This window comes from Streptomyces sp. NPDC001678, assembly GCF_042892945.1.
In the GTDB taxonomy this organism is placed as follows: Bacteria; Actinomycetota; Actinomycetes; order Streptomycetales; family Streptomycetaceae; genus Streptomyces.
In genome coordinates, this window is sequence record NZ_JBIAUP010000003.1 from 86,245 (window position 1) to 109,872 (window position 23,628).

23 protein-coding genes and 1 tRNA gene are annotated in these 23,628 nt (G+C 71.4%); 17 read left to right on the forward strand and 7 right to left on the reverse strand.

The window, feature by feature from the left end; genetic code table 11:
• The first annotated feature begins 54 nt into the window (after positions 1-54).
• The 4 genes from ACFYZR_RS07180 (at position 55) to ACFYZR_RS07195 (ending at position 6,867) form a co-directional block, all read left to right on the forward strand.
• Entirely contained in the window at positions 55-2,793 is a 2,739-nt protein-coding gene (locus ACFYZR_RS07180) for an SIR2 family protein (RefSeq protein WP_391906298.1), read from the forward strand.
• Between the two features lie 543 nt (positions 2,794-3,336).
• Positions 3,337-3,636 (forward strand): heavy-metal-associated domain-containing protein, encoded by a 300-nt coding sequence (locus tag ACFYZR_RS07185; protein WP_391906301.1) that lies wholly within the window; start codon positions 3,337-3,339, stop codon positions 3,634-3,636.
• A gap of 113 nt (positions 3,637-3,749) precedes the next feature.
• Positions 3,750-6,035 (forward strand): heavy metal translocating P-type ATPase, encoded by a 2,286-nt coding sequence (locus tag ACFYZR_RS07190; RefSeq protein ID WP_391906304.1) that lies wholly within the window; start codon positions 3,750-3,752, stop codon positions 6,033-6,035.
• Positions 6,036-6,183: 148 nt separating this feature from the next.
• Positions 6,184-6,867, forward strand: a complete 684-nt coding sequence (locus ACFYZR_RS07195; protein WP_391906307.1) for a DUF899 family protein — start codon at positions 6,184-6,186, stop codon at positions 6,865-6,867.
• Between the two features lie 119 nt (positions 6,868-6,986).
• On the opposite strand, the gene ACFYZR_RS07200 is transcribed toward ACFYZR_RS07195, so the two are convergent.
• The 3 genes from ACFYZR_RS07200 to ACFYZR_RS07210 form a co-directional block, all read right to left on the reverse strand.
• Entirely contained in the window at positions 6,987-7,454 is a 468-nt protein-coding gene (locus tag ACFYZR_RS07200; RefSeq protein ID WP_391906310.1) for a hypothetical protein, read from the reverse strand.
• 307 nt (positions 7,455-7,761) lie between these two features.
• Complete coding sequence (locus tag ACFYZR_RS07205) at positions 7,762-8,700, reverse strand: hypothetical protein (RefSeq protein WP_391906312.1); 939 nt, start codon at positions 8,698-8,700, stop codon at positions 7,762-7,764.
• 2 nt (positions 8,701-8,702) lie between these two features.
• Positions 8,703-9,188, reverse strand: a complete 486-nt coding sequence (locus ACFYZR_RS07210) for a BlaI/MecI/CopY family transcriptional regulator (protein WP_391906315.1) — start codon at positions 9,186-9,188, stop codon at positions 8,703-8,705.
• Positions 9,189-9,646: 458 nt separating this feature from the next.
• Here ACFYZR_RS07210 and ACFYZR_RS07215 point away from each other — a divergent pair, with 458 nt between their 5' ends.
• From ACFYZR_RS07215 to ACFYZR_RS07235, 5 genes are all read left to right on the forward strand, one after another.
• The gene (locus ACFYZR_RS07215) at positions 9,647-10,735 is read left to right on the forward strand and encodes a PP2C family protein-serine/threonine phosphatase (protein ID WP_391906318.1); all 1,089 of its coding nucleotides are present in this window, start codon (positions 9,647-9,649) and stop codon (positions 10,733-10,735) included.
• A gap of 55 nt (positions 10,736-10,790) precedes the next feature.
• Positions 10,791-11,411: an HhH-GPD-type base excision DNA repair protein gene (locus ACFYZR_RS07220; protein ID WP_391906321.1), complete on the forward strand. Its 621-nt coding sequence runs from the start codon at positions 10,791-10,793 to the stop codon at positions 11,409-11,411.
• A 68-nt stretch (positions 11,412-11,479) separates the two neighbouring features.
• Complete coding sequence (locus ACFYZR_RS07225) at positions 11,480-11,683, forward strand: DUF5988 family protein (RefSeq protein ID WP_391906323.1); 204 nt, start codon at positions 11,480-11,482, stop codon at positions 11,681-11,683.
• A gap of 211 nt (positions 11,684-11,894) precedes the next feature.
• Positions 11,895-12,191, forward strand: coding sequence for a type II toxin-antitoxin system VapB family antitoxin (locus ACFYZR_RS07230; RefSeq protein WP_004929488.1), 297 nt, complete (start codon positions 11,895-11,897; stop codon positions 12,189-12,191).
• Positions 12,192-12,380: 189 nt separating this feature from the next.
• The gene (locus ACFYZR_RS07235) at positions 12,381-13,112 is read left to right on the forward strand and encodes a LytR C-terminal domain-containing protein (protein ID WP_391906326.1); all 732 of its coding nucleotides are present in this window, start codon (positions 12,381-12,383) and stop codon (positions 13,110-13,112) included.
• A 105-nt stretch (positions 13,113-13,217) separates the two neighbouring features.
• Here the strand turns inward: ACFYZR_RS07235 and upp are convergent, their stop codons facing one another.
• Positions 13,218-13,853 (reverse strand): uracil phosphoribosyltransferase, encoded by a 636-nt coding sequence (upp, locus tag ACFYZR_RS07240; RefSeq protein ID WP_391906328.1) that lies wholly within the window; start codon positions 13,851-13,853, stop codon positions 13,218-13,220.
• 179 nt (positions 13,854-14,032) lie between these two features.
• Between upp and ACFYZR_RS07245 the strand changes: the two genes are divergently transcribed.
• From ACFYZR_RS07245 to ACFYZR_RS07270, 6 genes are all read left to right on the forward strand, one after another.
• On the forward strand, positions 14,033-14,353 hold the full coding sequence (locus tag ACFYZR_RS07245; protein WP_391906330.1) for a hypothetical protein: 321 nt from the start codon (positions 14,033-14,035) through the stop codon (positions 14,351-14,353).
• A gap of 199 nt (positions 14,354-14,552) precedes the next feature.
• Positions 14,553-15,083 carry a hypothetical protein gene (locus tag ACFYZR_RS07250; protein ID WP_391906332.1) on the forward strand — a complete coding sequence of 177 codons (531 nt, stop codon included), beginning with the start codon at positions 14,553-14,555 and terminating at the stop codon, positions 15,081-15,083.
• A gap of 34 nt (positions 15,084-15,117) precedes the next feature.
• The gene (tadA, locus tag ACFYZR_RS07255; RefSeq protein WP_391906334.1) at positions 15,118-15,615 is read left to right on the forward strand and encodes a tRNA adenosine(34) deaminase TadA; all 498 of its coding nucleotides are present in this window, start codon (positions 15,118-15,120) and stop codon (positions 15,613-15,615) included.
• 104 nt (positions 15,616-15,719) lie between these two features.
• Positions 15,720-15,806, forward strand: a tRNA-Ser gene (locus ACFYZR_RS07260).
• A gap of 346 nt (positions 15,807-16,152) precedes the next feature.
• Positions 16,153-17,535, forward strand: a complete 1,383-nt coding sequence (locus ACFYZR_RS07265) for a family 2B encapsulin nanocompartment shell protein (RefSeq protein ID WP_391906336.1) — start codon at positions 16,153-16,155, stop codon at positions 17,533-17,535.
• Positions 17,522-18,922, forward strand: a complete 1,401-nt coding sequence (locus ACFYZR_RS07270; RefSeq protein ID WP_391906339.1) for a SufS family cysteine desulfurase — start codon at positions 17,522-17,524, stop codon at positions 18,920-18,922. Before ACFYZR_RS07265 ends, ACFYZR_RS07270 begins: the two co-directional genes overlap by 14 nt.
• A gap of 60 nt (positions 18,923-18,982) precedes the next feature.
• Here ACFYZR_RS07270 and ACFYZR_RS07275 read toward each other — a convergent pair whose 3' ends face one another.
• Positions 18,983-19,468 carry a carboxymuconolactone decarboxylase family protein gene (locus tag ACFYZR_RS07275; protein WP_391906341.1) on the reverse strand — a complete coding sequence of 162 codons (486 nt, stop codon included), beginning with the start codon at positions 19,466-19,468 and terminating at the stop codon, positions 18,983-18,985.
• A gap of 147 nt (positions 19,469-19,615) precedes the next feature.
• Here ACFYZR_RS07275 and ACFYZR_RS07280 point away from each other — a divergent pair, with 147 nt between their 5' ends.
• Positions 19,616-20,503: an RNA polymerase sigma-70 factor gene (locus tag ACFYZR_RS07280; RefSeq protein ID WP_391906343.1), complete on the forward strand. Its 888-nt coding sequence runs from the start codon at positions 19,616-19,618 to the stop codon at positions 20,501-20,503.
• A 110-nt stretch (positions 20,504-20,613) separates the two neighbouring features.
• Complete coding sequence (locus ACFYZR_RS07285; protein WP_391906345.1) at positions 20,614-21,357, forward strand: thioesterase II family protein; 744 nt, start codon at positions 20,614-20,616, stop codon at positions 21,355-21,357.
• On the opposite strand, the gene ACFYZR_RS07290 is transcribed toward ACFYZR_RS07285, so the two are convergent.
• Together ACFYZR_RS07290 and ACFYZR_RS07295 are read right to left on the reverse strand one after the other, a co-directional pair.
• Positions 21,352-22,650 carry an MFS transporter gene (locus tag ACFYZR_RS07290; protein WP_391906347.1) on the reverse strand — a complete coding sequence of 433 codons (1,299 nt, stop codon included), beginning with the start codon at positions 22,648-22,650 and terminating at the stop codon, positions 21,352-21,354. The two genes, ACFYZR_RS07285 and ACFYZR_RS07290, sit on opposite strands and share 6 nt — an antisense overlap.
• Positions 22,647-23,609, reverse strand: coding sequence for an ornithine carbamoyltransferase (locus ACFYZR_RS07295; RefSeq protein ID WP_391906349.1), 963 nt, complete (start codon positions 23,607-23,609; stop codon positions 22,647-22,649). The genes ACFYZR_RS07290 and ACFYZR_RS07295 overlap by 4 nt, the downstream gene beginning before the upstream one ends.
• Positions 23,610-23,628 lie beyond the last annotated feature (19 nt).

Here is a 23,628-nt window from a genome sequence, read left to right on the forward strand (position 1 = left end):
GCGGAGGGCGCTACGAGAGGTGCACCTCCCCAGTCGCAGTGGTTGGATCGGTTCATGGGTCCTATCGACTTCGGTGATATCACCGACCTCAAGATCCGCCTTCAGCTCTTGGCCGAGGAGGCCGATCGTCGCCTTGTCACCGTGTTCGGTTCGGGGATCAGCAGCGAGGTCCTCCCCGGCGTCCCCCAGCTCACGGACATCTTCCGGGACCACGTGCCGAAGGCAGGCCTGGCCAGGTTCGACGCGACCGTCGCAGACGCCCCGGACCCCGGCGTCAGGTACCAGAGCGCGGCAGCAGTTTTGACCAGGCAAGCAGGTGAGCACACAGTCATGCGGGCGATCCGGACGGCTGTGCTCCAGGCATGCCCCGACGTGCCCGAGAAGGACGTGGCGGAGGTTGCCAGGGACGAGGAGCGCTGCCGGGAGCACGCAAGGACGGGGAACTGGCTCATTCCTCGCGGGTACCAGCGGTTCGCTCAGTTCTTCGCATCGCTGAGCGGGCGGGTACGGGGCCCGATCATCACCACGAACTTCGACCCGCTGATCGAGATCGCCCTCGGCCAGGCCGGTGTTCCCGCGGTCCCCATCCCCATCCCAACCGACACCACCCCCACAATGCAGCAGCTGCAGGAAGCCATCGCCCAGCCCGTGCTGCACATCCACGGCTACTGGACTGGCTCGGCGACGAGCAACGCCCCGACGAGGATCACCTCCGACCGCCCCGGACTGGACGACCTGCTGAGGAGGCTACTCACTAACTCGGTCGTACTCGTCGTGGGCTACAGCGGGTGGCTCGACGGCTTCATGAGGAGCCTGCGCAGCCAGGTCCTCAACAACAAGGCTGATCTGCTGGAGGCCGAGGTTCTCTGGGCCGCATATGAGACGGATGCCGCCGCTGTGACAAGCGGCGTTATCGGTGACTTCGTGGAGGCGCCCGGCTTCACCCTCTACCTCGGCGTCGATGGACACGAGCTGTTCACCGACAAGCCGGAGCGGCACGAGGCGGAAACCGACAAGACCTCTTCTCCCTTCGGTTACTCACGAGTTCCGCGCATTTTGGTTGACTCGGCCTCGTACCAGCCAGGGGCCTTCGCAGAGGGCAGCCAGCCGGTGTGGGCGGACGCCGCGCCTGGCTGCTGGCCTGTCCTCAGCTCAACGGTCTCCCTGGAGCAGAAGGTGGTCGAGTGCCTGCGGGTCGGCGGTGGCGGCGGCGCGGTGGCCATCGGCCCGCTCGGCGAGGGCAAGTCCCTGGCCCTGCGTCAAGTGGCGCACGCGTTGGCGGGCTCACGACCGGAGTGGAACGTGCTGTGGCGGGAACCAGGCGCGCCGGTGTTGACCAAGGCGTGGCTGAACGACGTTCGTGCGGCCGGGAAGACCCTGATCTGTGTCGACGAGGCCGACCTGATCATGGACGACATGGTGTCCACGAAGGACGTCTGGGCGGCCGAGGGGTCGGGCATCGCTTTTCTGCTTGCCAGTCACGACCGGCTGTGGTGGCAGGGCGCCGGTTCGACACTGCGACCGTGGATCGACGACGTTCTGTTCCACGGCATCACCGACGGCGACGCCAGGAATATCGCCCTGACCTGGCAGGGACTTGGGCTGCTGCCAGGCAGGAGCCCAGAGGTCGAGACCGTCGCGGAGCGCCTCACGACGTCGGCCGGCGTCATGGCCGCCGAGAGCAACACGCTCTTCGGGGCGGTTCTCGACGTCCGGTACGGGGCGGATCTGGGCGCCCGTGTGGAGGATCTGGTGCGCAAGCTGCACGAGATCAAACTGACCGACTCCGTCGACCTCGGCGACATCTTCGGGGGCATCTGCGTGATGCAGCACGCGCTGGACAAGGACGGCAACCGCGGTAAGGGGGCCAGCAGGTCGGTGATCGCGGCCATGGCGGGGCTCGACCCCGCCTTCGCCGACGGAAAGATCCTTCAGACGCTCGGCCGGGAGGCTGCAGTGACTTTTGCCGGCAACCGCGTCTACTGCCGGCACCCGTCGATTGCCGCGACGGTGGTCGACTACCTGCACCAGGAGGGAAGCGCCGAGAAGGTCTACGAACTTGTGGGCCAGGCCGGCGGGATGCGCTTGGTAAGGAAGGCTGCGACGCTCGAGGGCTATCGCGACGCCTACTTGCTGTCTCGCTCCCTGTCAGCGCCTGAGTCGGTGTGGGCGGCCAGAGGGGCGGTGAAGGGCACCGGCCAGCAGGTCCTGGAGTCACGGGTGTCTCTACTGCGGGCGCTCCGCCTGGAGGGGGAGCAGCGAACTGGTGCCTTCGCCAGGGGACTCGCGCCTCGGCTGAAGACCTACGACGACTACCACGGGGCCGTCAGGGCGTTCCTGGTGGAGTTCTCGATCTCGCTCCGAGACGAAGGGGAGCCCCAGACGTCGGCCGGTCTGGCGGCGCTCGCGCTGGACGACCGGGTCGGCTACTCGCTCGTCGAGGACCGGGCGGGCTACGCGCTGGTGAGCCTCGCCAAGTCGGCTGCGGCCCTGTACGCCCAGACTGGCGACGTAGCCACCAAGGAGGCCCCCGCCCTCTGCGCCATCCTGTTGGAACGTGTTCGCGGCAAGGAGAACGCTACTAAGTACCTCAGCCGGCACCGCCCCCCAGCACACCACGAGCTGCGGCAGCTGTCGACGGGCAAGCTGTGCGGCCGGCTCGCTACAACATTCGACAAGGCCGCTGCGCAGGCTATCCGCGAGACCAAGGTCGATTTGGAGATGCATGGGGTGCTGTCCTTCGACACCCTGCGCCGCCTAGCGGACCACTCCCGCTGGTCGGCCAGCTGGTAACCCGCACGCGCTCCTAAACGCGGCCGAAGTCGGCGCCTCGGGCACAACGCAATTGCGCCTAAGCGTCGTCCCAGACGGCCCCGAAGGAGTGGAACCGAGCAGCCCAGGACCACGTTGCTCGGTTCCGGAGGCTGGCAGAGGCCGGAAACCAGTCTGGTTGCATTCGGCTCCGTACAGGACAGTTCGAACGAAGGCGATCAAAACGCTCCGCCGCAGGTCGGGTCACACACGACCCCAGACGGACGGCCGGACGAAAGTGCGTTTGGGGCAACCCCTCACGAGTTCGAATCTCGTATCCTCCGCCAGTGCCTCACCGGGCACTACCGAAGGCCCCGACCGGGAAACCGGCCGGGGCCTTCGGCGTTTTCGTATGGCGCGCGCCCCGAAAGTTTCGTGTGACGCCGTTCACATCTCCTCTCTTCCCGCCGCGCCATCAGCGCGCCGACGCATCGCACACCCGCCCTTCCGGAATACCCCCAGGGGGTATATCGTTCTTCTCGTCGGAAGCAAGGCACCGCATCCCGCATCCCGAAGGAAGTGGCCATGACCTCCCAGCCCCGGACGAACTCCGGCTCCTGCTGCACCTCGGCCGGCACCTGCGGCACCGCCGCCGCGGCCGAGGTCCAGGGCGGCGTCACCACCGTCTACAAGGTGACCGGCATGACCTGCGGCCACTGCGAGGGCGCGATCTCGCAGGAGGTCTCCGCCCTGGCCGGCGTGGCCTCCGTCAAGGCCGTGGCCGCAACCGGCCTGGTCACCGTGGTCTCCGCCGGCCCGCTGGACGACGAGGCCGTGCGCGCCGCCGTGGACGAGGCGGGCTACGAGCTCGCCGGCCGCGCCTGAGCCACCAGGTACCCGCCACCCGATACCCCTCCCCGGTATTTCCCCGCCGGGTCGTGCCGCCCCACTGATATGGCAGCCGCACGGCCCGGCCCTCCTCCAGGAGACCCACAGCCATGACCAGCACCGCTCCCGAGAAGGCCCCCGCGCCCGCCACGACGGCCACCGCGACGGCCACCGCCGCGGTCGAGCTCTCCATCGGCGGCATGACCTGCGCCTCGTGCGCCGCGCGCATCGAGAAGAAGCTCAACCGCATGGACGGCGTCACCGCGACGGTCAACTTCGCCACCGAGAAGGCCAAGGTCTCCTACGGTGCGGGAGTGGCGGTCGCCGACCTCATCGCGACCGTCGAGAAGACCGGCTACACCGCCCAGGAGCCGCCCCAGCCGGCCGCCCGCGCGGAAGCGGCTCCGGCCGATGCCCAGGAGGCCGACGGCGAAGTGGGCGCGCTGCGGCAGCGGTTGCTGGTGTCGCTGGTGTTGTCGGTGCCGGTGGTGCTAATGGCGATGGTGCCGGCGGCGCAGTTCGACAACTGGCAGTGGCTGTCCCTGACGCTGGCCGCGCCGGTCGTCGTGTGGGGTGCGCTTCCCTTCCACAAGGCAGCGTGGACCAACGCCCGCCACGGCGCGGCGACGATGGACACGCTGGTGTCGATCGGTACGCTCGCCGCGCTCGGCTGGTCGTTGTGGGCGCTGTTCTTCGGTCATGCGGGGATGCCGGGCATGCGGCACGGCTTCGACTTCTCGATCTCCCGGGCGGACGGCTCCTCCTCCATCTACCTGGAAGCCGCCGCCGGAGTGACCGCCTTCATCCTGGCCGGCCGCTACCTGGAGGCGAAGTCCAAGCGCAAGGCCGGCGCCGCGCTGCGCGCCCTGCTGGAGCTGGGTGCCAAGGACGTGGCCGTCCTGCGCGACGGGCGTGAAGTGCGCGTCCCCACAGCCGAGCTGGCCGTCGGCGACCGCTTCGTCGTCCGCCCCGGCGAGAAGATCGCCACCGACGGCACCGTCGTCGAGGGCAGCTCCGCCGTCGACGCCTCCATGCTGACCGGCGAGTCCGTGCCCGTGGACGTGACCGTCGGCGACACCGTCACCGGCGCGACCGTCAACGCCTCCGGCCGCCTCGTCGTCCAGGCCACCCGCATCGGCTCCGACACCCAACTCGCCCGCATGGCCAAGCTGGTGGAGGACGCGCAGAACGGCAAGGCCGCCGTCCAGCGCCTGGCCGACCGCATCTCCGGCGTCTTCGTCCCCGTCGTCCTGCTCATCGCCCTGGGCACGCTGCTGACCTGGCTGTTCACCACCGGCGACGCCACCGCCGCCTTCACCGCCGCCGTCGCCGTCCTGATCATCGCCTGCCCGTGCGCCCTGGGCCTGGCCACGCCCACCGCCCTCATGGTCGGCACCGGCCGCGGCGCCCAGCTCGGCATCCTCATCAAGGGCCCCGAGGTCCTGGAGTCCACCCGCCGCGTCGACACCGTCGTCCTCGACAAGACCGGCACCGTCACCACCGGCCGCATGACCCTCCACGAGGTCATCACGGCCCCCGGCGTCACCGAGCACGACCTCCTGCGGCTGGCCGGGGCCCTGGAGCACGCCTCCGAGCACCCCATCGCCCGCGCCATAGCCGACGGCGCCGCCGAGCGCACCGGCACGCTGCCCGCCCCCGAGAGCTTCGAGAACGTCGCCGGGCTGGGCGTGCAGGGCGTCGTGGAGGGCCACGCGGTTCTGGTGGGGCGCGAGACGCTCCTCGCCGAGTGGGTGATCGAGCTGCCCGCCGAGCTCGCCGCCGCCAAGGCGGCCGCCGAGGCCGAGGGCCGCACCGCCGTGGCCGTCGCCTGGGACGGCGAGGCCCGTGGCGTCCTGACCGTCGCCGACGCCGTCAAGGACACCAGCGCCCGGGCGGTCGCCGAACTGCGCCGCCTCGGCCTCGCCCCCGTCCTGCTGACCGGCGACAACAAGGCCGTCGCCGAGTCCGTCGCCCGCGAGGTGGGCATCGACGAGGTGTTCGCCGAGGTCCTGCCGCAGGACAAGGTCGACGTCGTCAAGCGCCTCCAGGCCGACGGCCGTTCGGTCGCCATGGTCGGCGACGGCGTCAACGACGCGGCCGCCCTGGCCACCGCCGACCTCGGCCTGGCCATGGGCACCGGCACCGACGCCGCCATCGAGGCCGGCGACCTCACCCTCGTCCGCGGCGACCTCCTCGTGGCCACCGACGCCATCCGCCTCTCCCGCCGCACCCTCGGCACCATCAAGGGCAACCTCTTCTGGGCCTTCGGCTACAACATCGCCGCCCTGCCGCTGGCCGCGGCCGGCATGCTCAACCCGATGATCGCCGGCGCCGCGATGGCGTTCTCCTCGGTCTTCGTCGTCACCAACAGCCTCCGGCTCCGCCGCTTCACCTGACGGACCCGCCCGACCAGGGCCGGTACGACGAAGGCCCCGACCGGTGAACCGGTCGGGGCCTTCGTCGTACCGGCCGAGGTGTGGCGGGCGGCACATACCGGTAATTTTGGGCCTCGGGGCATCCACCGCTTCCACCCAGGAGGACGCGATGTCGCGGCACACCCGCTTGCCCGGCGAGTCCGCGGAGTACCTCGCCGCCCGGGAGGAGCTCCGTCTCGCCGAGATCGAGCTCATGCGTCACCGCGAGAGGGTCGCGGCCCAGCGTCGGGCGCTCCCCCAGGGGGCGCCGGTCGACGACTACGTCTTCGTCGAGGGCCCCGCCGACCTGGACGCGGGTGACGCGCCCGTCCGGGAGGTCACGCTGAGCGGGCTGTTCACCGCACCGGACCGGCCGTTGATCGTCTACCACTTCATGTACGGCAAGCGGCAGACCGAGCCGTGCCCCATGTGCACCATGTGGATCGACGGCTACAACGGCGTCGCCCACCACATCGCGCGCAACGCCGACTTCGTCATCGCGGCGGCCGCCGACCCGCCCACGCTGCGGCAGCACGCCCGTCGGCGCGGCTGGTCCCGGCTGCGGCTGCTGAGCTGCGGGGACAGCGGCTTCAAGTACGCCCTCGGCAGCGAGGACGCGGAAGGCGAGCAGGACTCGACCGTCTCCGTCTTCACCCGGGACGCCGACGGCACCGTCCGCCACGTCTACTCCGCCCACCCGCGCCTGGCGGAGGACATCCAGGAGCGCGGCATCGACCTCCTCAGCCCCGTCTGGCACCTCCTGGACCTGACGCCGGGCGGCCGTGACGACTGGTATCCCGGGCTGGACTACTGACCGGCCCGGGCCGCGCGAGCCGCACGGGCAGGACGAGGGGCTTCTACGGGCGGAGGCCGGAGAGACGGGGGTGCCCGGTCATCAGTGGGCTCTCTCCGGGCGCCGCCCGAGGTGGTGGCTCAGGGGTTCGTCGTGGGGTTTGTGTTGGCCGGTGGGGTCGGAGGGTGGGTCGCCGGCGGTGTCGAGCGCATGTCGCGGGCGCGTTCCAGGGAACAGATCTGCATGCCGAACGAACGGAGCCGCCACATCTTTCCCGACGTGCCCTTGATCTCGTCGACGCTCGGATAGCCCTTCTCGTCGTGGGCGACGTTGTTGAGGGCGTAGATCTTGCCGTCGGGCGCCGTGAAGGTGATGGCGAAGCCGCTGTACGGCGTCGTGTTGCAGGCCACCTTCCCCTTGTCGGGCTTGAGGGGCCACGCGGCGCCGAACTGGTCGGAGGTGACCGCCTGCGGGTTGCTCTCGGCGCCCGGCCACTTCAGGACGGCGTCGCGCTCCTCGGAGCAGCCCGTGACGAGTACGGCGCCGGCCAGCACCCCGGCCGCCAGGGCCAGCGCACGGACCCTCGTCCCGCGAGTACGAGTGATCATGAGTTTACGAGTGATCATGAGTTTCCCGCCGCCTTTCGTGCCGCGTGAGTGATGCCGAAGGTGAGGAGGGCGATGGCCGCGACGCCGACGGGGACGGTGACCGGAGTCGACCGCTGTCGAGCGCCGGAACGCCTTGGACAGGCCGCGGGTCTCGATCACCGGAATCGCCGCCGTGTACATGGTCTCTCCCTCCTTCTGCTACATGGCGTAGCACTTGTGGGTGTGGGGATGCCCCGCCACACACGTGGATTTCTTTACGACAGGCTCAAGTCTGTTGAGGAAAACGCCATCACGGCCACCGCAGCCGTCACAGCAGGATGCTGACCGTGCTCACCAGCGCCGCCGTCGCGATCCGCACCGGCCACGCCTGCCACGCCGGCATCACTCTCGGCGGCGCCGCCAGCGCCCGCGCGCGGTGGGCGAGTTCGATCCTGGGGTCGAGGAACCCCGTGCCGAGCGTGCCGATCCCCGTCGGCGAGAGGTCCGGCCTGGCCGGCCGCGCCTTGGCCTCTATCTGCGCGCACAGCGCCTTCGCCACGGCCGCCGCGCCGTCGGCCTCACGGGCGTTCTGATCCGCCCAGAGCTCGGCGGTGAGCCGCACCTCGGCGAGGACGGTCTTCCGGCCGGGTATCCACCACCACGACCGCAGGGCGCAGGTGGCCAGAAAGATCCACAAGGGGTGGTACGCCCGTGCGTGGGCGCGCTCGTGCTCGATGACCGCGGAGGCGTCCGAGGAGTCCGCCACCGCGGAGCCGAGGATGATCCGGGGCCGGACCAGGCCGACCGTGCTCGCCAGACCCTGTTCGGCCTGGCCCTCACCGTGCACGATCCACACGTCGCCGCACTGCTGCGGCGCGAGCAGCGCGACCATGCGCCCCGTGCGCGCCACCTGGATCGCCCCGGCGACGAACGACACGGCGATCGAGGCCAGCGGCACGACCGACGCGGCGAGCATCAGCTGCACCCCCAGGGCCTGCAGCACATGCTGTCCGTCGATGTCCGTGATGCCGTTGCTGATGCCCCAGGCCATCGGCGCCCGCCACGGCAGCGCGTCGCGCAGCGGGCTGTGCGGCATATAGGGAACGGCCGTCGCCAGCAGGGGCGTCACGGCGAGCCCCACCGCGAGGACGAAACGCTCACGGGCCGGTAACCGCGCCGACAGCCGCCGCAGCGCGTGCCACAGGCCGACGGCGACCAGGGGGCACCACCAGGCGAGCAGCACCTGTGGATAGCCCAGCCAGCTCATGTTCACGCGGATACCCCCGCCGTGCCCTCGGATTCGCCGTCGCCGGTGCCGTCGCCGGTACCGGTGCCGGACGGATCGGCGATGCCGGCCAGCAGCGCGCGTACCTGCGCGAGCTGGTCGGCATCGCCGCTCACCGTCCGGACGAAGTTCGCCACGGCGAGGTCCCCGAAGCCGTCGACCACCTGCCGCACCTGCTCGGCCGCCACGCGCTGCTCGACCTCGCGCCGGGAGGAGCGCGGCCAGTACACGTACTGGCGGCCCTCCTTGCGGCGGGCCAGCAGCTCCTTGACCACCAGGCGCTCCATCACCGTCTTGACGGTGGTGTACGCCTGGCCGCCGTCGAGCCGCCGGGCGCAGGTGCTCACGTCCATCCCGCCCGACGAGGAGTCCAGCGAGCCCGACGACCACATGACATCCAGGATCGCCAGCTCAAGCGGCCCGAAGTGCCCTGCCAAGCCCTGGCCCCGAGAACCTCTCCACGCTGACATGCTACGCACCATAGCAGTTCATGGCATGCGCAGGTGATCAGTATTCGCCGGCCGAACCCGCCTTCCTGGCACGGGACATGCCCACCGAGAAGGCGACCAGCCCGATAGGCAGCAGCACTGCTGGTGACCGGCCGGCCGTCCACGAGCGCCTGCACCCAGGGCTGCCACATCAGCAAGTAAGCACATAGGCACGGATGTTCGACTGAGCATCACCGCGGTTGACCACCGACGCGCCTGCAAGTCCGCTTCGGGCGAGACCAGTCCGGCGCTCCCGTGCACACGGGAGCGCCCGGCTCTTCGCGTGGAGACGGCCGCGGTGACCGCCGATGACGGGCACTGGGCCGACATCCCTCCAGCCCCGCCGACCCCCGTCATCGAACTGACGGTCGAATTCCGACCGAGGCGAGGCCCGTCCCGACTTAGCCCTATGTCCGTATTGTGCGGATATTCTATGGACTATGACCCAGCCAGGTCGGCCGCTGTTCCGTCGCTCCCCCCAGGGCGGATGGTCCCCTGTCCAGCTCTCCCCGGTGATCCTCACCGTGGTCATCGCCGCCCTGGCGTACAACACGCCCAGGCGCATGGCCTTCAGCCGCCTCCTGCCCGCCGCGCCCGCCCTCGCCGCCGCCATGTGGCCCGTGCTCCCCACCGTCCTGCTGGGCACGGTCTGCCTGTTTCTCATGATCGGCCTGAGCATCGTGTTCCCCGGGCTGGGGACGTGGTGGACGGCGGGCGGGATCGTCGCGGTCACCGTGGCGGCCGCGTACGGCAGCCATGTCCGGCTCCAGCGGGAACGGACCCTCTTCCAAGTGCGACTCGTCGCCGACGCGGCCCAGACCGTGGTCCTGGGGGCCATGCCACGCTGCTTCGGGGGCATCCGGATCGACTCGCTGTATCTCGCGGCCGCGGCGGAGGCCCGCATCGGCGGCGACTTCTACGAGGCGGCCGACACCCCGTACGGGGTCCGGCTGCTCATCGGGGACGTACGGGGCAAGGGCCTGCCGGCGGTGGGGGCGGCCGCGGCGGTGGTCAACTCCTTCCGCGAGGCCGCCCACGACGAGCCGGACCTGAGCGGCGTCGCGCGCCGCCTGGAGGCCAGCAGCAACCGCTACAGCGCCGCGTTCCCACCGGAAGACCTGGTGGAACGCTTCACCACCGCCCTGCTCGTCGAGATCCCGCACGAGATGGACAGCCTCAGAGTGCTCAATTGCGGCCACCCCCCGCCGCTCCTCCGGGGCCGCGGGGAACTGCGCACCCTCCAGCCCAGCGACCCCTCGCCGCTGCTCAACCTCGCGGAGCTCATCGGCGGCCGGTACACCGTCGACACCTTCGACCTCGCCCCCGGCGACGAACTGCTCCTCTACACGGACGGCGTCACCGAGGCCCGCGGCCACGACGGCGCGTTCTTCCCCCTGGCGGACTGGATGCGGCGGCAGAACACCGCCCAGCCCCGCGAACTCCTCGACAACCTCCACCGCGATCTCCTCAGCTACAGCGACGGAGGCCTCAACGACGACATCGCCGTCGTCGCGGTACGGGTCGGCTGACGGCCACGACCTCGTACGGCGTGCGCCGCACGCCCCGCGGAGGGACCATCGCCCCATGGACCGTGACCCTGGGGGCCCAGGCCCCGGCCGTCCCCTCCGGCTGGCGCAGCAGGAGGACGCCGACGCGCTGCTCTCGCGCAGCCCGCTCGCCGCCCTCGTCGGCATGCTGCTGGACCAGCAGATCCCCATGGAGTGGGCCTTCACCGGCCCGTACACCATCGCCCGGCGGCTCGGGCGCGACGATCTGGACGCGCACGAGATCGCGGCGTACGACCCCGAGGCGTTCGCGGCGCTGTGCGCCGGGAAACCGGCCGTGCACCGGTATCCGGGGTCAATGGCGGGACGGGTGCAGCAGCTGTGCCGGTACCTGGTCGAGCACTACGACGGGGACGCGAGCGTGGTGTGGACCGGGGCGGGATCGGGGCGCGAGCTGCTGGAGCGGCTCCAGGCGCTGCCGGGGTTCGGCCGGCAGAAGGCACAGATCTTCCTGGCGCTGCTGGGCAAGCGGCTGGGGGTGACGCCGGAGGGCTGGCGGGAGGCGGCCGGGAGCTACGGGGAGGCGGGGTCGTACCGCTCGGTGGCCGACATCACCGGGCCGGAGTCCCTGGAGAAGGTCCGGGCCTACAAGCAGGAAATGAAACGAGCCGCCAAGAAGGCAGCGGTCAAGAAGGCGTGAGACCGCCCCCTCGGGGCTGCGGCGCGTCGCGCCGCGCGTCGGGCGGGGAGCGCCGGAAGACTGTCCCCATGAGCAGCGCCAAAGCATTCCTCGAAGGCGGCCCGGACGATCTGCCGGAGCGGGTCGTGCCGATCGTCCCTCCCGGGGTCGAGCTGAAGGTCCAGTTCAAGGGTGGTTACGAGCACTTCAAGGCCACCTCGCGGCATCAGGACACCGCCGAGGGCCGGCTGCCCGTCTACGAGTGGTGGGAGCGGACCGAGATCGCCGAGTGAGCCGCTGATCACGGCGATCACGTTGGTCCGGAACGGCCGGGAGTACGGATTCCGGGGGCGGAAGTCCGGAATGCGGACTCCCGGCGGACTCCCGGGGAAAGAATTCTCGCTCAGGAGTTCCATGCATCACTCCCGGTATGCGGCTGATTGTCGTCATCGCACTCCCGCGCCATGGCTGCGCCGGGAGCCGCTCGCCCGGTAGGCTTTCCGTGTGATCTTCAAGCGCATCGGCAACGGGCGGCCGTACCCCGACCACGGCAGGGAAAGCACCCGCCAGTGGGCGGACGTCGCCCCTCGCCCGGTACGCCTGGACCAGTTGGTGACCACCAAGCAGCAGCTCGACCTCGAGACGCTGCTCGCCGAGGACTCGACGTTCTACGGCGACCTCTTCGCGCACGTCGTGAAGTGGCGTGGCGACCTCTACCTGGAGGACGGGCTGCACCGGGCGGTACGGGCCGCCCTTCAGCAGCGCCAGGTGCTGCACGCGCGCGTGCTCGAGCTCGACTGACCGCTGTCGACCTCGACCGACCGCCGTCGATCCACTGTCGACAGCCGTATCGATTTCCGCACCCGCATTCGAGTCGGGCGGGTTTCGAAAACGGTCGCATGGACGCCTATTGGCCCTTTTGGGTAGGGGTCCGGGCAACCCATTGATCATCTAGTAGGCAGCGGCTCCGCCCGGCACTACGCTGCGCTCATGAGCATGCTCACCCCTCCTGGCATGGGTGGTAAGTACCGCATCACGGGCCATCGGTTCCCGCACATGCGCCGCGCCCGCAACCGCCGAAGGATCGTGCTCGTCGGCACCGCCACGGCCGTCGTCATGGGGCTGGCCGGGTGGGGGACGGTCCAGCTCGTGGACGTCTTCTCGGGCGGGCCGGCCACGGCGCGGGCGGCGTCCCCGGCGAAACGCAACGGCGACTGCAAGAGCGGCTCCGAAGCGGCCGAGGCGGCCGGCCGGAAGCTGCCCCGGGACCTGCCCCGGCCCGGTGACATCACCGTCAACGTCTACAACGCCACGCCGCGCGGCGGGCTCGCCAAGATCACGGCGGATGAGCTGGAACGGCGCGGCTTCAGGATCGGCAAGGTGGGCAACGCCCAGGAGGACTACGACAAAAAGGTGAACGGCACCGGAGTGCTGCTGGGGTCCAAGGAATCCCTGGAGGGCGCGCTCCGGGTGCTGGGCACCCAGCTCGCCGGGGCGGAGGCCAAGGCCGACCAGCGCGAGGGGCAGGACGTGGACCTCGTGCTGGGGGCGGCCTATCAGGGGCTGACGTCGCAGGAGGATTCGGAGAAGGGGCTGGCGGCGCTGGAGCGGGGGGAGGTGCCGCCTTCGCCTTCGGCGCCTTCGCAGGCGCCGTCTTCGGCGCCGGCCTCAGCGCCGGCCTCGGCGGCGGCCCCGAAGGGCAGCCCGCCCGCCAAGTGCTGACGCACGTCGGCGGGCGGCGCCCGAGGCAGGTACGGCCTGTGCAGGCCGGTGGTCGGTTTGTGCCCACCCGTTCCGCCCATGCGGAACGACTGCCCACAAACCTGCTTAGCCTGCCGTGCCGTACATGCGGTCGCCCGCGTCGCCGAGGCCCGGGACGATGTAGCCGTGCTCGTTGAGGCGCTCGTCCACGGAGGCGGTGACGACGGTCACCGGGGCGCCCTCGAGCTCGCGCTCCATGACCTCGACGCCCTCCGGCGCGGCCAGCAGGCAGATCGCGGTGACGTCGTCCGCGCCACGGGCGATCAGCTCGTTGATCGCGGCGACCAGCGTGCCGCCGGTGGCGAGCATCGGGTCCAGGACGTAGACCTGGCGGCCGGAGAGGTCGTCGGGCATACGCGTCGCGTACGTCTCCGCCTTGAGGGTCTCCTCATTGCGGATCATGCCGAGGAAGCCGACCTCGGCCGTCGGCAGCAGCCGGACCATGCCGTCGAGCATGCCCAGGCCGGCCCGGAGGATCGGCACCACCAGCGGGCGCGGGTGGGAGAGCCGGACGCCGGTGGTGGCCGTCACGGGGGACTCGATGCTGACCTGCTCGGTGCGCACGTCGCGCGTGGCCTCGTACGCGAGCAGGGTGACCAGCTCGTCGCAGAGGCGCCGGAAGGTGGGGGAATCGGTGCGCTTGTCGCGCAGGGTGGTGAGCTTGTGAGCCACCAGGGGGTGGTCGACGACGTGGATCCGCATGACATCGACATTAACCGAGCTTTAACGCCCGAGCGCCCGCCCGGCCGCCACAGCGGGGTCACCAGGGGACTTCCACGGTCTGTCGCAGCCCTGGCATCAAACCACCACTTAGGGGGAAAGTGGGCACGTACGCCCGGCCTGTCGCCGGGCGAGGACCTCGGCACGAGGTGGTGCTGCCCATGGCTGGCCGTGACAGGCGGGGATCCGGGTCGGCTGCCCGGACGCCCCAGGAGGCAACGGAAGCGGACCCCCGGAAACCGGGCTCCATAGACCCGGCGGGCCGGGCGCCCGGCGAGCGGACGGACCCCCGGAAGTCCCGGGAGGCCGCCGGCGCCGCCCCGGACGGCGGGACGGAGAGCGCCGAGGACCGCAGACGACGACGGGCCCAGTTCCTCCGTGAGCTGAACGAGGCCAAGGAGCTGCGCGACCGCGTACAGCCGCGCCGGGCCCGGGCGGCCCGGATGCGCCAGCAGATGCGGATGCGCACCTTCCGCTGGTGACGCCCGGTGGACCGGCGCGCCCGCCCCCGCCACGTCCGTACGGCGCCCTCACGGGCCCCACGTGAGCGACATCTCTCGGACTGCTGCACGACGCAGCGCGGAAGACCTCTCGCAACGCCCAGGTTTCTGCCACGATTCCGAGTGGGCGGGGTGGTCCCCGTCCGACCCGGCACCGCCTATGACCAGTGGGAGAGTCACGGTGTACTTCGCCGCAATGCTCGCGCGCACCGAAGACGGGTGGGTAGCGAGCGACACAGAACTCGACAACGTGGAGACCCTGTCCGACATCGCCGACATCGCCCGCGAGGCATCGGAGGACGACGACACGGTCCTGGTGCTCATCGAGCAGGAGGACGCCTGGTTCGGCGTCGTCCGGGTGGACGGCGAGGACGACCCCCGGGTCTTCCTCTCGAACGCCGCCGTCGCCAACCGCAGCTCCTACGGGGCGATGCTCGTCGACGAGCTCCTGGGGCACGAGGACGACGAGGGCGACGATCTGGACACCCTCGACCTCGACGGCACCGAGGACGGCGAACCCGAGACCGGGGAGGACGACGAGGGCGACGACGGGGCGGCCGCCTCCGTCGCCCCCAGCGGCCCGCTGGGCGACGGCAGGCTGCTGGAGGACCTGGGGGTGAGCGAGAAGGAGCTCCTGGCCCTGGACGGGGACGCCCTCGGCACGATCGCCGAGGCCCTCGGCTGCACCGACGTCCTGGAGGCCGTCCGCTGACGTCCGCCCGGACGGGTGCGCTCACACTGGTGCCATGAACGAAGCCGTCCACGACCCAGCCGCCCCGGCCCACGACCCGGTGCGCGACCCCTGGCTCGCCCCCATGCGGGCCGCCCTGGCGGAGGCCGCGGCGGCCCCCGCCACGGGCGACGTGCCGGTGGGCGCCGTCGTGCTGGACCGGGACGGCTCCGTCATCGGCCGCGGCCGCAACGAGCGCGAGGCCACCGGCGACCCCACCGGCCACGCGGAGGTCCTGGCGATCCGCGAGGCCGCGCGGGCGGTCGGCGAGTGGCGGCTGTCGGGCTGCACGCTCGTCGTCACCCTGGAGCCCTGCACGATGTGCGCGGGAGCGATCGTCCTCTCGCGGGTGGACCGCGTCGTCTACGGCGCCGTCGACGAGAAGGCCGGTGCGGCCGGCTCCCTCTGGGACGTCGTCCGCGACCGCCGCCTCAACCACCGCCCCGAGGTGATCTCCGGGGTCCTCGCCGACGAGTGCGCCGAGCTGCTCACCCGCTTCTTCCGCGACCGGTGACACGGCGGGTGGGACGACCGCCGACCGTCCGGTGACCAGGACCACACCCCCGGAACCCGGAACGGATTTCGGACCACGGCCCACCGTCCGCTAAGCTCTCTCTCGGTAGCGTGTCCGAGCGGCCTAAGGAGCACGCCTCGAAAGCGTGTGTGGGGGCAACTCCACCGTGGGTTCAAATCCCACCGCTACCGCTCTTGGGAACCGCCCCCGATCCGGATCACCGGATCGGGGGCGGTTCTGTTTTCCGCCCGCCCGACGTTTCCGCCGCCCCTACGACGGTTTTGCGCTGCCCCGCCGACGCGACGCGCCCGGGCGGGCGGTCTCAGTGGATGGAATCCGGTCATCTCGCGGTACGGACCAAGCCGACGCCCGGCGGTGGACGCCTTGCCCCGGGCCAATGGCCGTGGCTTCACGCTCCGTCGGGCGCACGATTCCGGACCGTGTCCCAATCCCCCTCCTTGTGACACGAACCCACCGACCGGACGATCGGTCTGCGCTCCCGCGCGGGCACCGCGCGGGCTCTTCGAGGAGGACCGCATGAACGATCGACTCAGTCTCGCGCCCGATGCCGCACGGCAGTTGGCCACGACCACCAAGACCACCCCGCAGATGCGCGGGATCACGCCGCGCTACCTGCTGCGCGCGCTGCCCTGGGTCGACGTCGAGTCCGGCGTCTACCGGGTCAACCGCCGCCGGACGTTCATCCTCGGCGACGACCGCATCAGCTGCTACTCCGAGGGCGGCGCGCACCGCGTCGTCCCCGAGGACCTGCGCGAACTGCCCTTCCTCCGTGAGGCGGACGAGGCGCTGCTGGCGGAACTCGCGGGCGCCTTCGAACAGGTGGCCTTCGAGCCCGGTCAGATCATCGGCGCCGAGGGCGAGACCTGCGACAAGCTGACCGTGATCGTCAGCGGTCGCGCCGAGAAGCGGGTCACCGGCCGGTACGGCGAGGACGCGCTGCTGGAGGTCATCGGCGACGGCCAGTTCTTCTGTCTGGACTCCTGGACCCGATGTCAGCCCTTGCCGTTCCGGGTCAAGGCGGTCACCTCCGGTGTCGCCCTGACCGTCGGGCTCGACACGCTCAACGCGCTGGCCGACCGCGACGCGGGCCTGCGGGCCGCCCTGGACGCCCACATATCGGGCGAGGCCCCCATGCCCGGCTCCGAGGTGCCCGTCGACCTCGCCTCCGGGCACACCGGCGAGCCCGAACTGCCGGGCACGTACGTGGAGTACGAGGACACGCCCCGCGAGTACCACATGACCCTCGCCCAGACGGTGCTGCGCGTCCACACCCGCGTCTCCGACCTCTACAACGCGCCCATGGACCAGACCCGGGTCCAGGCCGACCTCACCGTCCAGGCGCTGCGCGAACGCCAGGAGGCGATGATCCTCAACCACCCCGAGTTCGGCCTGTTCAACAATGTCGCCCCGGGCCAGCGCGTCCAGCCGCGCACCGGCGCGCCGACCCCCGACGACCTCGACGAGCTGCTCTCGAAGGTCTGGAAGCAGCCCAGCTTCTTCCTCGCCCACCCCAAGGCCATCGCCGCCTTCGGCCGCGAGTGCACCCGCCGGGGCGTCCCGCCGGTCATCGACACCCGCTTCGGCAGCCCGCTGATCACCTGGCGCGGGGTGCCGCTGCTCCCCTCCGACAAGGTGCGCTTCAAGGGCAACGGCGGCGCCGCGACCACCGAGATCCTGCTGATGCGGGTGGGCGAGGCCGAGCAGGGCGTCATCGGGCTGCGCCCGGCCGGGGTGCCGGACGAGGTCGAGCCGGGCCTGTCGATGCGGAACATGGGCACGGACCAGAAGGCCATCACCTCGTACCTGCTGACGGCGTACTTCAACGCCGCGGTGCTCGTGGAGGACGCCCTCGCCGTCCTCCAGAACGTCGAGGTGTCCAAGTACCATGACTATTCCTGACGTTCGGACGTACGGGCAGCCGTTCCCGGCCGACGCGCGTTCCGCCGGCACGGGCCCGCGCCCGTACGAGCAGCCGAGGTACGAGCAGCCGACGTACGAGCAGCCGGCTGCGGACGCCGCTCCGGCGGTGCCCTCGACGGCCCCGCAGTCCACCCCGCCGCGCGCCGGGCGCGGCTTCGACCCCATGGCGGCCCGGGCGGACGTCCCCGTCCTCCACCGCACCGTCAACGGCCATCCGCTCGTCTGGCTGGACAACGGCGCGACCACCCAGAAGCCGCGTCAGGTCATCGAGGCGCTCACCGCCTACTACAGCGCCGCCAACTCCAACATCCACCGCGGCGCCCACACCATGGCCCGCGAGGCCACGGAGACCTACGAGGCGGGCCGGCAGGCCGTCGCGGACCTGCTGGGCGCGGCCTCCCCGGACGACATCGTCTTCACCCGGGGCACCACCGAGGCCATCAACCTCGTGGCCCAGACCTGGGGACGCGCGAACATCGGCCCCGGCGACGAGATCCTCGTCGCCACGCTGGAGCACCACTCCAACATCGTGCCCTGGCAGATGCTCGCCAAGGAGAAGCGGGCCCGGCTCGTGCCCATCCCGCTCCTGCCCGACGGCAGCATCGACCAGGCCGCCTTCGCGGACCTGCTCTCCTTCCGCACCCAGCTCGTCGCCGTCAGCCAGGCGTCGAACGTGCTGGGCACCGTGCCGCCGGTGAAGGAGATGACCGCGCTGGCGCACCGCTACCAGGCGAAGGTGCTGGTCGACGGGGCCCAGGCGGTAGCGCACTTCCCCGTCGACGTCCAGGACCTGGACGCGGACTTCTACGTCTTCTCCGGGCACAAGCTGTTCGCCCCGACGGGCATCGGCGCGCTCTACGGCAAGCCGGAGCTGCTCGCCGCCATGCCGCCCTGGCAGGGCGGCGGCAACATGATCGACCAGGTCGACTTCCCGGCCAGCACCTACGCGCCGGTGCCGCACCGCTTCGAGGCCGGCACCGGGCACATCTCCGGGGTCGCCGGGCTGCTGGCGGCGATCAACTGGCTGACCGGCTTCGACCGTGAGGCCGTCGCCGCCTACGAGCACGGGCTGCTGGGCTACGCCGAGCAGGCCATGTCCCAGGTGCCGGGGATCGCCGTCCTGGGCTCGGCGCCCGAGAAGATCGCGACGCTGACGTTCACCCTGGCCGGGCACAACCCGGTCGACATCGCCCGCTCGCTCGACGCCGACGGCATCGCCGTCCGCGCGGGGCACCACTGCGCCCAGCCCTCGCTGCGCCACTACGGCGTGGAGAGCGCGGCGCGGGCCTCGCTGGCGCTCTACAACACGCGGGAGGACGTCGACCGGCTGGTCGCGTCCCTGCTGCGGCTGACGTCCGGAGGCTGACGGCCCCGGGCCCGTACCCCGATGCGAACAGGGGGTACGGGCCCGGGTTTTCTCAGGGGTTCAGTCGAACGCGGCGGCGAACATGCCGGGCTCGTAGGAGCCGCCCCGCTGGTGGAGGGTCACGGCGAGCCGGTTGGCCGCGTTGACCAGGGCGACCATGCAGACCAGGGCGGCCGTCTGGTCGTCGTCGAAATGCTTTCGCACCCGCTCCCAGGTCCCGTCGGACACGCCCTCGTGCGCGTCGGCGAGCCGGGTGGCCTCCTCGGCGAGCGCCAGCGCCGCCCGCTCGGCCTCGGTGAACACGGTGCTCTCGCGCCAGACGGCGACCAGGGCGAGCCGCACCGCGGTCTCACCGGCGGCCGCCGCCTCCTTGACGTGCATGTCGACGCACCAGCCGCAGCCGTTGATCTGGCTGACGCGCAGCGCCACCAGCTCCTGGACGGTCCGCGACAGCGACGACTGGTGGAGCACCATGCCGGCGTTGGCGAACCGCTTGGCGAACTTCATACCGAGCTCGTTCTCGAAAATGTCGAACCGGGTGTCCATGGCTTCGTCCTCACTCGTGCTCGTTCGTGGTGCGGCTTTGACGAACACGAGACGCCGGCGCCCCGCTCCCTGTGACAGACGAAGGGACGTGACGAGCGCCACCGCCCACGGGTGTCACAAAGCAGCGGGAAGCGGCGTCTTGTGCGCGTGAACATTGAGAACCCCGCCACCGAGGCGTTCGTCGCCCACCGCAACCTGCTGTTCACCGTCGCCTACGAGATGCTCGGCTCGGCCGCCGACGCGGAGGACGTCCTCCAGGAGACCTGGCTGCGCTGGTCCGGCGTCGACCTCGGCGTGGTGCGGGACCAACGCGCCTATCTCGTCCGCATCACCACCCGCCAGGCGCTGGGCCGGCTGCGGACGCTCGGCCGCCGCAAGGAGTCCTACGTCGGCACCTGGCTGCCCGAGCCGCTGCTCACCGCCCCGGACGTGGCCGAGGACGTCGAGCTGGCCGACAGCGTCTCGACGGCGATGCTGCTGGTCCTGGAGACGCTCGCACCCACCGAGCGGGCGGTGTTCGTGCTGCGCGAGGTGTTCGACCTCGGGTACGACGAGATCGCCGAGGCCGTCGGCAAGAGCCCGGCCGCGGTCCGCCAGATCGCCCACCGGGCACGGGCGCACGTCGCGGCGCGCCGCCCGCGCGGGGCCGTCTCCCCGGCCGAGACCCGGGACGCGCTCGACGCGTTCCGGCGGGCGGCCGAGACGGGCGACATCCAGGGCCTGCTCGACGTCCTCGCGCCGGACGTCGTCCTCCTGGGCGACGGCGGCGGCGTCAAGCAGGCCGTCCTGCGGCCGATCGTGGGGGCCGACAAGGTGGCCCGCCTGATGATCGGCGGACTGGCGAAGATCACCGCCGTGATGTCGCTGCGGCCGGCGCGGGTCAACGGCCACCCGGCGCTCGTCGTACGGCTCGACGGCGAGCTCGACAGCGTCCTGACGGTGCGCGTCGACGACGGCCTGATCACCGGGCTCTACGCCGTGCGCAACCCCGAGAAGCTGTCGCACATGGGGCAGGAGACCACCCTGAGCCGCTGAGGTGGGGGCCGCCGGGACCCGATTCATGCGTTTTCATGGCCCGGCCGTCCACGATGTCCCGATGACGGCCGGGCGCATGGGGCGACGGCCCTGTGGAGAGGACGGACGGCATGGCGCGGCTCACGGCGGAGGACGGGAACTGGGTCAGGAGGTACGCCGCGTCTTCCGGCGCCAAGCAGGTGGTGTGCTTCCCGCACGCCGGGGGCGCGGCGGGCTTCTACCGGCCGTGGGCCATGGCGCTCAAGGACGAGTACGACCTCCTCGCCGTGCAGTACCCGGGGCGGCAGGACCGCATCGGCGAGCCGTGCGCCGCCACCATGGACGAGATGGTGCGGCGGGCCACCGCCGCCCTGCTGCCGGAACTCGACCGGCCCACCGTGTTCTTCGGGCACAGCATGGGGGGCCTGGTCGCCTTCGAGGTGGCCCGCCGGCTCGCGGCCGCGGGCCGGCAGCCGGAGGCGCTCTTCGTCTCCTGCAGCCGCGCGCCCGGCGACCGGGATCCGGCGCAGATCGGCGAGGACGACGAGAGCATCCGTACCGAGGTCCGGCGCCTGGGCGGCATGGACCCCCGGCTGCTGGACGACCCCGCGCTCATGGAGATGCTGCTTCCGCCGCTCCGCGGCGACTTCGCGCTGCTGCGGTCCTACACGTACGTGCCGGGTCCGCCGTTGACCTGCGACATCGTCTCCCTCGTCGGCACCGAGGACCCGCTGGTGTCGCCCGGGACCGCCCGGCGCTGGGGCCGGTACACCTCGGGCGGGTTCCGGGCCCACGAACTGCCGGGCGACCACTTCTACCTCGTGGAACGGCAGGCGGAGGTGCTGGGCCTCCTCCGCCGCCGTCCGGTCTCATGACGTCCCGTCGCCGCCTGACGTCCCGTCGTCGGGATAGGCGCAGCCTCGCACCGCTGGGCTGGCCCAGGCGGCGAGCGCCAGCACGGCCATCACCGCGCTGATCACCAGGACGCAGTCGCGGGTGCCCAGCGCCTCCAGAAGGAACCCGCCGGCCAGGTTGCCCAGCGACAAGGTTCCAAAGGCGGCGAGGGACACCACGGCGGCGACCCTGCCCAGGAGGGCGTCCGGGGTCACCCGGAGCTGGTAGACCCCGGCGGCCACGTTCCACACCGCCCCGGCCAGCGCCATGCACGCGAAGAGCGCGCCGAGCGCGAAGGGGTTGGCGGTGAAGGCGGCGAGGGGCATCAGCAGGGCCCACAGCACATTGGCCCCGATGACCAGGTGGGGCAGCCGGAACCACGACATCCAGCGGTTCGCGGTCAGCGCGCCGATGGCACCGCCCACCCCGGTGACGCCCACGACCAGCCCCAGCCGGGTCGCGGACCCGCCGCCCTGGCGCACGATCTCGATGAGGGCGAGGTTCAGCGCCTGGAACAGCATGTTGCTGACGGCGATCAGGCACGCCGCCACTCTGATGAACCGGTTGCGCCAGACCCAGACGACGCCCTCGACCAGTTCCGTCCACAGCCGCCTCAGCTGCCGCGGCTCCCGTGCCCGGGCCGCCCGGTCCTCCTGGGCGGCGCTCTGGAACGGGGTCCTGATGAACAGCAGGGTGACGAGCGCCAGCAGGTGCGCCAACGCGGTGAAGACGAAGGGCGCGCTGCGGCCGATCGCGAACAGCAGGGTGCCGGCCGGTCTTCCGAGCAGGCCCGCCGCCTGCTCGCGGGCCTCGTTGCGGGACAGCGCCTTGGCCAGTTCCCCGGACCGTACGAGGTTGGGGACCGCGGCCCGTTCCGCCAGCCGGTACAGGATCGTCAGGCTGGTCTCCACGAAGGCGACGGCCGCCAGGTGCGGCAGCCACACCTTGCCCAGCGCCAGCGCCAGCGCCACGCTGCCCACGGCGAGGAAACGGCCCGCGTCGCAGGCGATCATCAGCCGCCGGCGGTCCCAGCGGTCGACGAGCACACCGGCCGGCAACTGCACCAGGGTGAACGGAAGGGTGGCGGCGAAGCCGACCAGTCCGGCGTCCCGCGCCGAGCCCGTGTACCAGAGCACCAGCAGGGGGTAGGCCAGGGTGCCGACCCGGGAGCCGAGGAAGGCGAGCCCGGCACCCACCCAGAGCAGCCGGAAGTCACGATTGCCCCGCAGGGGCGGCACCCGCTCGTCCACGGGTGCCGCTGCGACGTCCGTCATCGCGGGCCGGAGCCGTTCCCGGCGGCTTCTTCCGTGCCGGCGGCGCGGCACCACTCCAGGACGGCCATGGCGCTGTGCATCTTGTTCTCGGCCTGGTCGAAGGCGATGCTCCGGGGGCCGTCGAGCACCTCGGCGACGACCTCCTCACCGCGGTGCGCGGGCAGGTCGTGCAGGAACACGGCCTGCGGGCTGTCCTCCCACAGTGCCTCGGTGACCTGGAAGGGAGCGAAGATCTCCCGCCAGTTCGCATCGGGCTTGGACGTGCCGGTGGTCTGCCAGCGCGTGGTGTAGACGACGTCCACGCCCTGCGGCAGCCCGTCCATGTGGTGGTGCTCGACGACGGACGAACCCGTGCGCGCGGCCTGGTCCCTGGCGCGCTCGAGCACCTCCGGGGCCAGTCCGTAGCCCGGCGGCGTGCGCAGTTCCAGCTCCACCCCGGCGAACCGGCTGAGGGCGAGCGCCAGCGCGACCGCCGTGTTGTTGCCCTCGCCTATGTACAGCAGGCGCAGGCCGTCGATCCGGCCGAAGTGCCGCTGCAGGGTCGTCAGGTCCGTCAGCGCCTGCGTGGGGTGCTCGTCGGCGCTCATCGCGTTGACCACGGACATCCCGCCGTCACCGGCGAGCGCGCGCATCTCGACGGGGTCCCCCGCCGTACGGGCGACGAGCAGGTCGAGCATCCGGGACATCACCCGGCCCGTGTCCTCGACGGTCTCGCCGGTGTTGGTCTGCAGATCGTCCGGGCCGTAGCTGACGATCTGCGCGCCCAGCCGCAGCGCACCGCTGGAGAAGGCGGTGCGGGTACGGGTCGAGGTCTTCTTGAAGTAGATCCCCACGACCTGGCCGGCCAGCGGGCGCTCGGCGCGCCCGGCGCCGGAGGCGAAGTGGACGCCGCGGTTCACGAGGTGCCGCAGGTCGTCGTCGGTGAGGTCGTTGAGGGTGATGAGGTGTCGGGTGGGCATGGCCCGTTCTTCCTTCTTC

Coding starts and splice junctions, on each gene's coding strand:
- ACFYZR_RS07180 (WP_391906298.1), top strand. CDS start 55: ATGGGTCCTATCGACTTCGGTGATATCACCGACCTCAAGATCCGCCTT.
- ACFYZR_RS07185 (WP_391906301.1), top strand. CDS start 3,337: ATGACCTCCCAGCCCCGGACGAACTCCGGCTCCTGCTGCACCTCGGCC.
- ACFYZR_RS07190 (WP_391906304.1), top strand. CDS start 3,750: ATGACCAGCACCGCTCCCGAGAAGGCCCCCGCGCCCGCCACGACGGCC.
- ACFYZR_RS07195 (WP_391906307.1), top strand. CDS start 6,184: ATGTCGCGGCACACCCGCTTGCCCGGCGAGTCCGCGGAGTACCTCGCC.
- ACFYZR_RS07200 (WP_391906310.1), bottom strand. CDS start 7,454: ATGATCACTCGTACTCGCGGGACGAGGGTCCGTGCGCTGGCCCTGGCG.
- ACFYZR_RS07205 (WP_391906312.1), bottom strand. CDS start 8,700: ATGAGCTGGCTGGGCTATCCACAGGTGCTGCTCGCCTGGTGGTGCCCC.
- ACFYZR_RS07210 (WP_391906315.1), bottom strand. CDS start 9,188: ATGTCAGCGTGGAGAGGTTCTCGGGGCCAGGGCTTGGCAGGGCACTTC.
- ACFYZR_RS07215 (WP_391906318.1), top strand. CDS start 9,647: ATGACCCAGCCAGGTCGGCCGCTGTTCCGTCGCTCCCCCCAGGGCGGA.
- ACFYZR_RS07220 (WP_391906321.1), top strand. CDS start 10,791: ATGGACCGTGACCCTGGGGGCCCAGGCCCCGGCCGTCCCCTCCGGCTG.
- ACFYZR_RS07225 (WP_391906323.1), top strand. CDS start 11,480: ATGAGCAGCGCCAAAGCATTCCTCGAAGGCGGCCCGGACGATCTGCCG.
- ACFYZR_RS07235 (WP_391906326.1), top strand. CDS start 12,381: ATGAGCATGCTCACCCCTCCTGGCATGGGTGGTAAGTACCGCATCACG.
- upp (WP_391906328.1), bottom strand. CDS start 13,853: ATGCGGATCCACGTCGTCGACCACCCCCTGGTGGCTCACAAGCTCACC.
- ACFYZR_RS07245 (WP_391906330.1), top strand. CDS start 14,033: ATGGCTGGCCGTGACAGGCGGGGATCCGGGTCGGCTGCCCGGACGCCC.
- tadA (WP_391906334.1), top strand. CDS start 15,118: ATGAACGAAGCCGTCCACGACCCAGCCGCCCCGGCCCACGACCCGGTG.
- ACFYZR_RS07265 (WP_391906336.1), top strand. CDS start 16,153: ATGAACGATCGACTCAGTCTCGCGCCCGATGCCGCACGGCAGTTGGCC.
- ACFYZR_RS07270 (WP_391906339.1), top strand. CDS start 17,522: ATGACTATTCCTGACGTTCGGACGTACGGGCAGCCGTTCCCGGCCGAC.
- ACFYZR_RS07275 (WP_391906341.1), bottom strand. CDS start 19,468: ATGGACACCCGGTTCGACATTTTCGAGAACGAGCTCGGTATGAAGTTC.
- ACFYZR_RS07285 (WP_391906345.1), top strand. CDS start 20,614: ATGGCGCGGCTCACGGCGGAGGACGGGAACTGGGTCAGGAGGTACGCC.
- ACFYZR_RS07290 (WP_391906347.1), bottom strand. CDS start 22,650: ATGACGGACGTCGCAGCGGCACCCGTGGACGAGCGGGTGCCGCCCCTG.
- ACFYZR_RS07295 (WP_391906349.1), bottom strand. CDS start 23,609: ATGCCCACCCGACACCTCATCACCCTCAACGACCTCACCGACGACGAC.